Below are 12,132 nucleotides of genomic sequence, written 5' to 3'. Positions count from 1 at the left end.
CGTACGACTGATACTCAGTCGGCGGACGGCTTCCCCCGGCTCGGTGACTGGGTCGTCCTGGCGGCCTCGGCCTCGGCCTTCGCGTTGTTGACCGCGGCCGCGGCCTGCTTGGCGACCTCGTCGGCCGCCGCGGCGGCGGTGGTCTGCGGGCCCGGCTCGATCTCCGGGGCCCCGGCACTGTCCGTGGTGTCGGGCTCGGAGGGGGACTCCTCGGGCTGCTGCGCGTTCTTGGGCAGCCCCATGTTCGAGTGGTCGCCGAAGGCGCTGGAGACGGAGCGGACCGCCTCCGTCAGCTCTCCCGGGATCACCCAGAACGTGTTGTTCTCGCTCTTCGCCAGGTGCGGCAGCGTCTCCAGGTACTTGTAGGCGAGGATCTTCGGGTCGGCGTTGTTGCGGTGGACGGCCTGGAAGACGCGCTCCACGGCCTTGGCCTCGCCGTCGGCCCGCAGGATCATGGCCTGCTGCGTGCCCTGTGCCTCCAGGATGTCCTTCTGCTTCGTGCCCTCGGCGGTGAGGATCTTGGCCTGTCGCTCGCCCTCGGCGTGCAGGATCGCCGCGCGCTTGTCCCGCTCGGCGCGCATCTGCTTCTCCATCGCCTCCTTGATCGTGTTCGGCGGGTCGATGGCCTTGATCTCGACGCGGTTGACGCGGATGCCCCACTTGCCGGTGGCGTCGTCGAGGACGGTCCGCAGCCGGGTGTTGATCTCCTCGCGGGAGGTGAGGGTCTCCTCCAGGTCCATGCTGCCGATGACGTTGCGCAGCGTGGTCACGGTGAGCTGGTCGATCGCCTGCAGGTAGTCGGAGACCTCGTAGGCCGCTGCCCTCGGGTCGGTGATCTGGTAGTAGAGGACGGTGTCGATGTTCACCACGAGGTTGTCCTCGGTGATGACCGGCCTGGGGTCGGACGAATAGACCTGCTCGCGCACATCGAGCTTGGTGTTGACGCGGTCGGCCACCGGCACCACGAGGTTCAGGCCGGGCTGCAGCGTCCGCCGGTAGCGGCCGAACCGCTCGATGTTGTAGCGGCGGGCCTGCGGGACGATCCGCACGGAGGTGGCCACGAGAAAGATGACGACGACGACCGCCACCAGAATCGGGATGAGAATGGCGTCCACGCTTCCTCCGTTGCTGGATGGTCAGCAGTTCAGTGTGATGCAGTGCGGTGCGGGTTTCAGGGCAGGAGTTCTCTGGGGTAGACGACAGCTGTCGCGCCCTGGATCTCCATGACGTCGACCAGCGCCCCCACGGGGATCACCTGGCTCTCGTCGAGGGCGCGAGCGGACCATTCCTCCCCGGACAGCTTGATCAGGCCGCGGGTCGCGGTGACCTCCTGCATGACTTCGGCAGGCCTGCCGATCAGCGCGTCGCTGCCGTCGCGGGTGAGCGGTGTCTGCGCCAGGTGGCGCAGGACGACGGGCCGTACGAGGACGAGGCCGGCCGCCGCGGTGACCCCGAGTGCCACGAGCTGGCCCAGCAGACCGACACCCACGCCCGCGACCACCGCCGTGACCAGGGCCGCACCCGCGAACAGGCCGAAGACCAGCGTCAGCGTGAAGAACTCCGCGGTGGCGAGACCCGCGGCGGCAAGCAGCCAGAAGTACCACGGCATGGCGATCAGCCTCCCTCAGGGCGACCTTTCGTCAAAGCTACCGCCTGGAACACCGGACAGAACAGACGTAACCGGCGTGTTTCTGGCGCGGAGGGTACGCAGATCAGGTCGGGTCCTGTTCCGCGGTCAGCTCTTTGATGCGCCGGAGGTAGCGCAAGTGGGCGGCGATCTTGAGGCGCAGCAGCCAGGGGGCGACGGGCTTGACGAGAAGGTCGGCGACACCGATCTCGTAGGCCTCTTCGGTGAGCTGGGCGTGGCCGACCATGCCTGTCATCAGAAGCACCGGGATGTGCCGGGTCTGGTCGAGGCGGTGCAGATAGCGGGCGACCTCCAAGCCGGTCATGCCGGGCATGACGACGTCGAGGAGGACGAGGTCGATGCCGCCGCGCAGCACCGCCTTGAGTGCCTGGTCCCCGCTCTCGGCCGTCTCGATGCAGCAGGGCAACGGGTCCAGTGCGGCCTCGAGGGCGACGAGGGTCTCGCGGTGGTTGTCCACGACGAGCACCGTGATGCCGCACATACTCCCGCTCCTAACTGGGGGGGGGCGGTTCACCGTACGCCGTGGGGCGGCGGTGTGTGGGGCCGTTGAGCGAGTATGGTGCAGTTTTTGCCGTGCGCTCGTCAACGCCGAGCGCGGGCTCGAAACCATCGTCACCTGCGCGACCGCCGGGATCACGGACGCGGATGCGCCTCACGCTGCGGCGACAGCGTGTTCGGTGAACTCGCCGCACGCGCGGAATCCCAGGCGGCGGTAGACGGGTGCGCCCTCGGCGGACGCCTGGAGGACCGCGATCCGGTGGTCCCGGGCGCGGGCCGTGTGGAGCGCGGCGAGGGTGATGGCGCCGCCGTAGCCGCGTCGACGGTGCGCGGACAGGGTGGTGATGTTGAAGATCCCGGCCACCCCCGCGTGCTGGAACACCTCGGCCGTGCAGACCGGACGGCCGTCCGCGTATCCGACCAGGTAGCGGGCCGGGCAGTGCGCGGAGAGGGCCTGCGGGGCGGCCTGGGCGAAGAAGCGGCGGACCGTGGCCGACAGCGGGTCCCAGTTCGCGGAGAGGACGGTGGCGTAGTCGGCGAGCTGCTCGGGCATGGCGACCGCCCGGATGTCCAGCCCCGGCGCGTCCGGCGACGGCAGTGTGTCGTCCAGCTCGGCCCACATCGCCGTCTCGCGCTCCGCCTCGGGCAGGCCGGCCGCCGTGAGCCGGTCGCCGAGGTCCGACGGCCGCGAGGAGGGCCCCACCCACCAGGAGAACGGGCGGCCGGTGCGGGCCAGCGCCCGGTGCGTCTCGGCGATGCGGGCCGTCGCCGTGCCGTCGGTGAAGCGGGCCGCGGCGACGATGTTGAAGGTGTCGTCGGCCAGGCCGCTGTCCGCGATCAGGAGGTCGTCGGTCTCCGTGACGGTCGCGCCGGGCATGGTGCGGTGCAGATGGCAGGCGTGCTCGGCCAGGTTCCGCTCCATCCTGTCCGTGAGCTCCGCCGTGCTGGGGAAATGGTCGTTCACGAGGCACGATTCCAGCACGCCGGGGCGCGGGACGCAGGTGGATTTGTGCCGGCGCCCGACGGCGACGCGGCCGACCTCTCCGCCGGCGGAACGGCCAAGGGCCTCTGCCGCGTACGAGGGTCGCGTACGAGGATCGGGTTTGAGGATCGCGTACGAGGGTCGGGTACGAGGATCGCGTACGCGGGCCTACCGGCGTGGTTCCTCGCCCGGCTCCAACGCCGGTGCGAAGACCCCGAGATGGGACCGGCACTGCGGGCGGGGCGCGTCCTCCAGGCGCGGGCGCACCGCCCGTGGCCGGATGAACAGGGCCGCGGTGGCGGCGCCCAGCACGAACAGCGCGGCGCACCCGAGCGCGGCCCGGTGGAACGACGTGTCCACTGCCTCGGGCCGCGTATAGGCGTCCCCCGACAGTCCGACGGCCAGCGGCAGCGCGGCGACCACCAGCAGCTGCGCCACCCGCGCCGCCGTGTTGTTGACGCCGCTCGCGAGACCGGCGTGCTCCGGATCCACCGAGGCGAGGACCGTCGTGGTCAGCGGGGCCACGAACAGGCTCATGCCGAGCCCGAGAACGGCGACCGCGGGCAGCACATCGGCCGCGTACGACGACCCCGGACCGATCCGCAGCATCAGCAGCACCCCGACCGCGGCGACGGCGGGCCCCACGACCAGCGGCGGCGTCGGGCCCACCCGGTGCGCCAGATCGCCGGCCCTGGGGGAGAGCAGCAGCATCAGCGCGGTCACCGGCAGCGTCGCGACTCCCGCCTCCAACGCGTCGTAGCCCAAGGCGACTTGGAGCTGGACCGGCAGCAGGAACAGGATGCCGCCGATGCCCGCGTACAGGCACAGCGTCATCCCGTTCGCGGCGCTGAAGAGGCGCGAACGGAAGAGTGACGGTGGCAGCATCGGCGCGGCCCGCCGCCGCTCCACGGCCAGGAAGACGACACCGGCGGAGAGCCCGACGAGCGCGGGCACGCCGGTCGACACGGCGGACGCGCCGCCGCCCGACGACCCGATCAGCGCGTAGCTCACCCCGGCCAGACACACCGCCGCGAGGACGGCGCCCAGCTGGTCGAACGGGGCGTCGCCCGCCGCGGCGTCCCGGCTCTCGGGGACGTACCGCACGGCGATGACCAGGACGACGGCGGCGATCGGCACATTGATGAGGAAGATCCACCGCCACCCGGGCCCGTCGATCAGCCACCCGCCGAGAAACGGCCCGAGCGCGCCCGCGACGCCGGTCAGGCCCGACCAGGCGCCCACCGCGCGGGCCTGGTCGTCGGGGTGGAACACCGACCGCACCAGCGCGAGCGACCCGGGAGTCAGCAGCGCCCCGCCGACGCCCTGGAGCGCCCGCGCCGCGATCAGCGTGCCCTCGTTCGGCGCGAGTCCGCACGCCGCCGAGGCGACCGCGAACCAGGCCACACCCAGCACGAGAGCCCGCCGCCGACCGATCCGGTCGCCCATCGCGCCGCCCCACAGGAGCAGCGCGGACAGCGTGAGCATGTAGGCGTTGACGACCCATTGCAGCGCCGACAGGGAGGCTCCGAGATCGCGGCCCATGGTCGGCAGCGCGACGTTCACGACGGTCCCGTCGAGCATGGCCATCCCGGAGGCAAGGACCACACACGCGAGGATCCACCGCCCGCGCGCCGACGAGAGCCGGACCTCGGGGGCGGCGTCGGGAGAGGGGCCGGCCGTCGCTGCCATCGCGCACATTCTCGCGGAGCCCGCGCCCGTACGCGACCGTCGTGTCACGCCGGGCGGGGCCGGGTGTCGGGCCGGGCGTGGGGTCGCCTTCCCAGGCGCGGTCGCGGGCCCGCTGTTAGCTTTGTCCTGAAATGCGCCAGCGGTATCCGCTGGAACTGTATGCGCCGGGAACCGTATCCGCTGGGACCCTGGGAACAGGAGCGTGACCGACCCCATGGCCAGGACCCGCCGACTGATCCTGAGCTCGCCCGCCGAGGTCTGGGCGCTGCTCTCGGACGGCTACCGCTACGGGGAGTGGGTGACGGGCACCCAACGGGTGCTCGACGTCGATCCCGCCTGGCCGGACGTGGGCACCGTGCTGAAGGTGCGGGTCGGCCTCGGCCCGCTGACCCTCGACGACACCAGTACGGTCAGGATCTGCGAACCGGAACACCGCCTCGAACTCGAGGCGAAGGCCGACCCGTTCGGCGCGGCGCGCATCGCGATGAACCTCATCCCGTGGGCCGAACACACCCTCTTCGTCCTCGACTGGCACCCGCTCCGGGGCCCGGGCACGCGGATGCACGGGCTCCCGGTCGACTATCTGGTCGCGGTCCGCAACGGCATGATGCTGACGAAGCTGGCGCGGATCGCGGTGGAGGAACACGCGAACGCGCCGCACGCGGTTTTGTAGGTCCCGAAGCCGGCGGGCCGTGGCCTGCCCGCCCGCGCTGCGACGGTTGCGGCGCTGGTAGCGCGGTGGCGCCTTTCCCGGCCATGGCCCCCGGAGCATGCCCGCCTAGCAGGCGCAGTGGACGGCCCCGACGGGCGCCGTCAAAGGGTCGGCCGCGCGGCGTGCGACGCCGTTCGCCTCCTCGACGGGGAACCCCTCGCGGATCCAGTACTCGATCCCGCCGATCATCTCCTTGACGTGGAAGCCGAGCCGGGCGGCCGCGAGCGCCGCACGGGTCGCGCCGTCGCAGCCGGGCCCCCAGCAGTAGGTGATGACCGGGACCGCGGGATCCAGCAGGCTCGCGGCGCGCTCGGGGATCGCGGCGGTCGGCAGGTGCAGCGCACCCGGCACATGTGCCTGGGCCCACGCCTCCTCGCCGCGTGAGTCGACGAGGACGAAGCCCGGGTCGTCGGACTCAAGAGCGGCGTGGACATCGGACACGTCTGCCTGGAAGGACAGTCGCGCGGCGAAGAAGGCGGCGGCCTCGGCGGGTGGGGCCGGCGGCACTCGAAGGGCGGGGCTGATGTGGTGTGTGGTCATGCCCAGAACGCTAGATCGACCGCGCCTTCCCCAGAACCCGAGATCCACGGTCTCACCCGCCGTGTGTCGGGCAATCCGTGGTATCAATCAGCCATGGCCGCCGATTCCCTCGACACCACCGACATACGCCTGTTGGAAGCCCTGCAGCACAACGGGCGGGCCAGCTATGCCGAGCTCGCCCGGATCGTTTCCATGTCGCCGAGCGCCGTCACGGAACGGGTCAGGCGCCTGGAGGAGAGCGGTGTCATCTCCGGCTACTGCGCGACCGTGAGCCCCGAAGCGCTGGGGCTCGACATCCTGGCCTTCGTCCGGCTCGGCTACCCCACGAGCAACTACAAGCCGTTCCACGACCTGCTCGCCGTCACCCCCGAAATCGTGGAAGCCCACCATGTGACGGGGGAGGACTGCTTCATCCTCAAGGTCGTCGCCCGTTCCATGCGGGACCTGGAGCGCACCGCGGGCCGCATCGCCGCGCTCGGCTCCATCACTACGAACATCGTCTACTCCAGCCCGCTGCCCAGCCGCTCGGTGACGACGGCGGTGTCCCGGGGCGCGTCGGACTAGTGCTGCTGCGGCTTCTGCGGGGTCGCCTCGCTGGGCCGTACGACCACGAATCCCTCGCCTTCCAGCATCAGTTGCACCGCTTCCCCGGAGCCGCCGCGGATCATCGAGCCAAGCGACTGCGAACGGTGCAGTGAGGTACGCAGGTTGGCGCTCCACCCGACGACCGCGTCCGTGTCCACGTACACCGCCTGCTGCGGCGAGACGGGGAACACCAGCGGATTGCCCTCGCAGACCAGGCCGAGCCGTCCCTGCCCGGTGAAGACGCTGTTGAAGAGGCCGCCGCCGCTGATCCCGGCTCCCTTCACCGTCTTGATCTCGTACGACAGTGTGGCGTCGAAGCACAGCACGTTGCGGCCGTTGACGGTGAACACATCGCCGGGTTCGAGATCCACGACGAACACGTTCTGCGCCTCCTGCGCGAACCAGGCCTCGCCCTGCCCGCGCACCTTCATCACGGGAAGCCCCTCCCCGGTGACGGCCCGCTTCAGCATGCCGCCAACACCTTGCCCCTTCCGCTCGAACTGCAGATTCCCCCGGTAGGCGACCATCGCCCCCTGCCGAGCCAGCATCTCGCCGTCGATCACATACCGGATCGACTTGGCGTTCTGCACGGTCATGCCCGGCGCGGCAGCGGGCTGCACCATGTACTCACTGGCAAAGAGATCACCCTTCATGCGGGCATCGTGGCCCGGAGGGAATCGTTCCTACAAGGGTGAGACCGGGGCCGGGTCGGGGAACCATTGACGGCCCCTCCCGGCCACGGGAAAATCCGCCGACATCGCGCGTTGCTCAGTGGGTCAATTGCTCGGGGAATCGGGGGCCACGGTGAGTGAGGAACGTAGGGGAGAGTTCTCCGACGCGGACATCGACCGGGAGTTCGCCGCCATCGTCCAGCGGGGGTTGAAGGACGCGGTGGCCGACGCGGAGCCCGAAGGCGCGGTCGACGGCGCTCGGCACGGGGCGGCCGTGAGCCAGGGCAAGCCGGCGTGGTACCTGGTGCCGTTGCGCATTCTGTGTTCGATGACGTTCTTCATGACGCTGTGGCTGTGCATCGCGGCCCATGGCGGCGTCATGAACGAGGCGCGCTGGGGCACCGCCACGCTGATCAGTCTCTGCGTGGCGGTCGGGAGCGGCGTCCTCCGACGCGTCGCCCAGGCGAGGTACGACCGGCGCGCCCGGTAGTCGGCGCCCGGAGGACACGGGCCGTACGGAGGAGTACGGGCGGGACGCCGGGGGCTGCCGCTGCGCGTGGGGCACCGGCGGTGTAGAGATGAGGCATGTCGCAAGGTCACGACGTGCTTGGTCCGCCGGTACGGGCGCGGCGGGCGCTGGTCGCCATCCCGTTCGCGTGGATCGTCGTCGTGTCCGTGGTCGATGTGCTCTCGCCGCCCCACATCCACCTGGGTCCGCTGCTCGTCGCCGCCCCCGTGATCACGCCGCTGTTCGGCGGCCCCCGAACCGTGGGACTCGTCGCCGCGCTCGCGGTGATCGCGCAGACGACCATAGGCGTGCTCCGCGACCCGGACGAGCTGCTCTCGGCCAACCACGAGGCACAGATCGTCGCGCTGCTGGTGGTCGGAGTCAGCCTCGTCGTCTTCTGCGTACTGCGCGAGCGCCGCGCCAGAGAGCTGTCGCAGGTGCGGTACGTGTCCGAAACCGCCCAGCGAGTGGTGCTGCCGCCGCTCCCCGGGCAGCTCGGCCCGCTGCGCGCCGCGTCCTTCTACCTCGCAGCGGAGGCCGAGGCCCGGATCGGCGGGGACCTGTACGCGGCGGTGCGCACCACCACCGGCACCCGGCTGATCGTCGGCGACGTACGCGGCAAGGGAATGACGGCGGTCGGCGACGCCGCGCTGCTGCTCGGCGCGTTCCGCGGCGCGGCCCACCGCCAGGCCGGTCTGGGCGAACTGGTGGCCTACCTGGAGCGGAGCGTGTGCTGGGGTCTGATGGAGCCGGGGGAGGCGGGCCGCTTCGCGGAAACGTTCATCACCGCCACCGTCCTCGACATCCCGGACGGCGACGGCCCGGTCCACATGGTCTCCTGCGGGCACCCGCCACCGGTCGTCCTCCGCGACGGCCGCCCGATGACGATGGACGCGAAGCACCCTGCCCCGCCCCTGGGCCTGGGCGAACTCACGGACCCGAACCGCCACGTCGAGAGCTTCGACTTCGAGCCGGGAGATCTGCTGCTCCTCTATACGGACGGTGTCACCGAGGCCCGCGACGCCGCAGGCGCCTTCTACCCGCTCGCCGAACGCATCACCGGCTGGACCGGGCACGACACGGAGGCCTTCCTCGACCGTTTCCGGCGGGACCTGCTGCGCATGTCGGAGGCGAGCTGGACGACGACGCGGTCATGATCGCGATAGAGCGGCCCGCGCTGCCCGGGGTGTGACCACCCGCGGCCGTGAAGCTGCCTGGGACGTAACCGCCCGCGCACGTGAAGCCGCGTGATCTACTGCGGGCCATGCCGCTGATGCTGCTCGACCTGGACAACACCCTCGTCGACCGCGACGCCGCCTTCCGCGCCGCCGTGCTCGACTTCCTTGCGGCCTACGGCCTCGCGAGCGCCGACGCCGACTGGCTGATGGGCGTGGACGAGGGCGGGTACGCGGCGCGCCAGGACGTCGCCGCGGCGATGATTCGTCGATATGGCGACATGGTGCCGGGTGCCGCGGTCCAGGGCCTGCTCCGTGACGGCGGCGCCGACCGTGTCGTCTTGACGGAGCCGGTCCGCGAGGCGCTGACCACGGCGCGGGCGGACGGCTGGACTCGCGTCATCGTCAGCAACGGCCGCACCGCCCAGCAGGAGGCGAAGATCCGTACCAGCGGACTCGACCGGATCGTCGACGGGTGGGCCGTCTCCGAGGCGATCGGCAGCAAGAAGCCGGAACCGGAGATCTTCCGGGCAGCGGCCGCCGCCGTCGGTGTCCCGTTGGAGGGCGCGTGGGTCATCGGTGATTCACCGCACGCCGACATCGCGGGCGCCCACGCGCTCGGACTGCGCAGCGCCTGGGTCTCGTACGGCAGGGACTGGACGTACGAAGGCTGCCGGCCCACCCATGTCGCCCTCGACGCCGCGGCGGCGATCGGCCACGTCCTGGCGCTGAGCGAGGCGTGACCCGGCGTCGGAACCGGCGCATCCTGGAGGTCCGGTGAACCGGCGAAGGGGGACGGCATGATCGCGAGGGTGGCTGTGTGGGAGCCGATGCCCACGGACGACCGGGACTGGGTGCTGGAGGCCGCGGCCACCGTGCCTGGTGTGCACGGCTCGTACCACCTCGTCGATCCGGCGACCGGCAACGGGCTGTCCGTCGCCTTCTTCGAGGACGAGGCGGCGGCCGTGGCCGCGCGGGCCGCGATCGAGAAGCGGGCCGAGGAGATCGGCTGGCACGAGCCCCCGCATCCGGCGCCCGCCGCGCAGACGATCTATCAGGTCCTCCGGCACATCTGACGCGCCTGAACGACCGTCAGGCGTGCGGACCTGTGACTGAGCGGGCCGGGGTGCGGTGATCAGCGCCCGGCGTCCACGGTGAGCGCGGAGTCGGTCGGGGCGACGTGCCGCAGGAGGCCGCCGAGGATGAGGGCGAGGCCCGCCTCGAACGCCTTGTCGTGGTCGAGGGCCGGGACGTCGGCCGGCAGGTCTTCGGCGGGACCCGTGTCCGCCTGTTCCTCGAGCACGCAGCCGACGGTGTACCGGCCGACGGCCAGCATCGCCATCTGCGCGTCCTGCTCAGGCACGCCGGAGCCGGTGAGGAAGTCCATCTTGCGCCCGATCCGGTCGAGGTCGCCGGTCGGGACGCTGCCCGCGTGGAGGCGTGCGCCGTCGCGGCGTTGGAGCAGGGTGCGCCGGAAGCTGCGCGAGTTCTCCAGGAACCACTCGCGCCAGTCGTCCTCCGGCTTCGGCAGCGGCGCAGTGGCGTGCGGGGCCATGGCGGCCTCTGCCATGGCCGCCAGAAGATCCTTCTTGGTCTTGAAGTGGTAGTAGAGCGACGGCTGCTCGACGCCGAGCCGTTTCGCCAGCCGCCTCGTGCTGACGGTTTCCAGGCCCACCTCGTCGAGAAGGTTCAGCGCTTCAGTGACGACGGTCTCGCGGTTCATCTTGGTCACGTTGACATTCTATCGCTGATAGAAGACTCTCGAAAGGGAGGAATCAATCACCGATAGATTTTGGGACGGATTGTCATGGCGGACGTGAACGTGAGCGTGGACGGGTCGGCGAAACGTGCCTTGCGGGTTCTCATCGCCGGTGGCGGCGTCGCCGGGCAGGCGCTGGCCTTCTGGCTCACCCGCGGCGGCCACCAGGTGACGGTGGTCGAGCGCTTCCCGGCGCTGCGTGCCTCGGGGGCGCAGGTCGACCTGCGCGGGCAGGGGATCGAGGCGGTGGAACGCATGGGGCTGTTGGAGGTCGTGCGCGGTCACCTGGTGGACGAGGCCGGAGTCGCGTTCGTCGATTCCCGCGGGAGGCCGAAGGCGACGATCATGGCGAACACCTCCGGCAAGGGCCGCCAGAGCCTCACCTCGGAGTACGAGATCATGCGCGGCGACCTGGTGCGCATCCTCCACGACGCGACCAAGGACGACACCGAGTACGTCTTCGGTAAAAGCGTGGACGGCTTCGACGAGGGCGAGGACGGGGACGAGGGCGGGGGCCGCGTCACCGCCCATTTCTCCGACGGCACCCGCGGGCAGCACGACCTGCTGATCGGCGCGGACGGGCAGGGTTCGCGCATCCGGCGGGCGCTGTTGCCCGAAGGCTTCGACCCGTACTGGCGTGTCGGCATCCACATGGCGTACTGGTTCGTCCCGCGCATCGCCTCCGACAGCAATATCCGCGACACCTACATGGTGCCGGGCGGCCGTCAGATCATGCGGCGCAGCCACAACGCGACCGAGACCCAGGTGTACTTCGTGATGCGCGAGGAGTCGGCGGAAGCCTCCGCGGTCCACCGCGCGCCCGTCGAGCAGCAGCAGAAGTTCTGGGCCGACCGTTTCCGCGATGCGGGCTGGCAGACCGAACGCTTCGTCGAGGGGATGGGGACGAGCCCGTTCTTCTACTCCCAGGAGATCGCCCAGGTGCGCACCGACACCTGGTCGAAGGGCCACGTGGTCCTGGCCGGTGACGCCGCGCACTGCGCGTCGCCCTACAGCGGCATGGGCATATCCGGCGGCCTGGTCGGTGCGTACGTCTTGGCCGGCGAGATCAATCGGCACGCCGACGACCTGCCCACCGCCCTGGCGAATTACGACCGCGTGCTGCGGTCCTTCGTCAACGAGATCCAGGACGAGGTCAACCCCCGCCTGCTGCGGGTCGGCATGCCGATGAGCCGGCACGCGATCAGCGCCTTCCAGACGGCCACTGCTCTAGCCTGCTTCCTCCGCATCCCCGACTTGGTCGCACGCTTCTCCAAGGAGGACCGGGGCGGCGACTGGCGGCTGCCGGCGTATCCGGTTCCAAACGACAAGCCCTAGTCCGCAGACCGGGAGCGGGCTTGGGTCATG

At 70.8% G+C, this 12,132-nt stretch carries 14 protein-coding genes and 1 pseudogene; 7 read left to right on the top strand and 8 right to left on the bottom strand.

From position 1 onward, the window contains the following. Positions 1–14: 14 nt before the first annotated feature. The 5 genes from ACIA8D_RS33250 to ACIA8D_RS33230 all read right to left on the bottom strand — a co-directional run bounded on the left by ACIA8D_RS33250 (position 15) and on the right by ACIA8D_RS33230 (position 4,817). Entirely contained in the window at positions 15–1,115 is a 1,101-nt protein-coding gene (locus ACIA8D_RS33250; protein ID WP_399237916.1) for an SPFH domain-containing protein, read from the bottom strand. Positions 1,116–1,171: 56 nt separating this feature from the next. Then, complete coding sequence (locus tag ACIA8D_RS33245) at positions 1,172–1,609, bottom strand: NfeD family protein (protein WP_399237915.1); 438 nt, start codon at positions 1,607–1,609, stop codon at positions 1,172–1,174. Between the two features lie 103 nt (positions 1,610–1,712). After that, entirely contained in the window at positions 1,713–2,129 is a 417-nt protein-coding gene (locus ACIA8D_RS33240; protein WP_399237914.1) for a two-component system response regulator, read from the bottom strand. A 171-nt stretch (positions 2,130–2,300) separates the two neighbouring features. Next, positions 2,301–3,068: a GNAT family N-acetyltransferase gene (locus ACIA8D_RS33235; RefSeq protein WP_399237961.1), complete on the bottom strand. Its 768-nt coding sequence runs from the start codon at positions 3,066–3,068 to the stop codon at positions 2,301–2,303. Positions 3,069–3,296: 228 nt separating this feature from the next. After that, entirely contained in the window at positions 3,297–4,817 is a 1,521-nt protein-coding gene (locus ACIA8D_RS33230) for an MFS transporter (protein WP_399237913.1), read from the bottom strand. Between the two features lie 214 nt (positions 4,818–5,031). On the opposite strand from ACIA8D_RS33230, the gene ACIA8D_RS33225 reads away from it, so the two are divergent. Further along, entirely contained in the window at positions 5,032–5,490 is a 459-nt protein-coding gene (locus tag ACIA8D_RS33225) for an SRPBCC family protein (RefSeq protein WP_399237960.1), read from the top strand. A gap of 105 nt (positions 5,491–5,595) precedes the next feature. Here the strand turns inward: ACIA8D_RS33225 and ACIA8D_RS33220 are convergent, their stop codons facing one another. After that, positions 5,596–6,069 (bottom strand): rhodanese-like domain-containing protein, encoded by a 474-nt coding sequence (locus ACIA8D_RS33220; RefSeq protein WP_399237912.1) that lies wholly within the window; start codon positions 6,067–6,069, stop codon positions 5,596–5,598. Positions 6,070–6,162: 93 nt separating this feature from the next. On the opposite strand from ACIA8D_RS33220, the gene ACIA8D_RS33215 reads away from it, so the two are divergent. Next, positions 6,163–6,633, top strand: a complete 471-nt coding sequence (locus tag ACIA8D_RS33215; RefSeq protein ID WP_399237911.1) for an Lrp/AsnC family transcriptional regulator — start codon at positions 6,163–6,165, stop codon at positions 6,631–6,633. Here the strand turns inward: ACIA8D_RS33215 and ACIA8D_RS33210 are convergent. Next, on the bottom strand, positions 6,630–7,307 hold the full coding sequence (locus tag ACIA8D_RS33210) for an AIM24 family protein (protein WP_399237910.1): 678 nt from the start codon (positions 7,305–7,307) through the stop codon (positions 6,630–6,632). The genes ACIA8D_RS33215 and ACIA8D_RS33210 overlap by 4 nt on opposite strands. 151 nt (positions 7,308–7,458) lie before the next feature. On the opposite strand from ACIA8D_RS33210, the gene ACIA8D_RS33205 reads away from it, so the two are divergent. From ACIA8D_RS33205 to ACIA8D_RS33190, 4 genes and pseudogenes are all read left to right on the top strand, one after another. Continuing rightward, positions 7,459–7,815, top strand: a complete 357-nt coding sequence (locus tag ACIA8D_RS33205; protein ID WP_399237909.1) for a hypothetical protein — start codon at positions 7,459–7,461, stop codon at positions 7,813–7,815. A 95-nt stretch (positions 7,816–7,910) separates the two neighbouring features. Continuing rightward, a pseudogene (locus ACIA8D_RS33200) lies at positions 7,911–9,025 on the top strand (PP2C family protein-serine/threonine phosphatase). Between the two features lie 72 nt (positions 9,026–9,097). Then, on the top strand, positions 9,098–9,751 hold the full coding sequence (locus ACIA8D_RS33195) for an HAD family hydrolase (protein ID WP_399237908.1): 654 nt from the start codon (positions 9,098–9,100) through the stop codon (positions 9,749–9,751). A gap of 57 nt (positions 9,752–9,808) precedes the next feature. Beyond that, complete coding sequence (locus ACIA8D_RS33190) at positions 9,809–10,084, top strand: hypothetical protein (protein ID WP_399237907.1); 276 nt, start codon at positions 9,809–9,811, stop codon at positions 10,082–10,084. A 59-nt stretch (positions 10,085–10,143) separates the two neighbouring features. Here ACIA8D_RS33190 and ACIA8D_RS33185 read toward each other — a convergent pair whose 3' ends face one another. Further along, on the bottom strand, positions 10,144–10,731 hold the full coding sequence (locus tag ACIA8D_RS33185; RefSeq protein ID WP_399237959.1) for a TetR/AcrR family transcriptional regulator C-terminal domain-containing protein: 588 nt from the start codon (positions 10,729–10,731) through the stop codon (positions 10,144–10,146). Between the two features lie 84 nt (positions 10,732–10,815). Between ACIA8D_RS33185 and ACIA8D_RS33180 the strand changes: the two genes are divergently transcribed. Continuing rightward, complete coding sequence (locus ACIA8D_RS33180; protein WP_399237906.1) at positions 10,816–12,102, top strand: FAD-dependent monooxygenase; 1,287 nt, start codon at positions 10,816–10,818, stop codon at positions 12,100–12,102. Positions 12,103–12,132 lie beyond the last annotated feature (30 nt).

It is taken from the genome of Streptomyces sp. NPDC051684 (assembly GCF_044453445.1).
Lineage (GTDB): Bacteria > Actinomycetota > Actinomycetes > Streptomycetales > Streptomycetaceae > Streptomyces.
The sequence above is the reverse complement of the archived record's forward strand: the minus strand, read 5'-3'. Positions and strand labels throughout refer to the sequence as shown.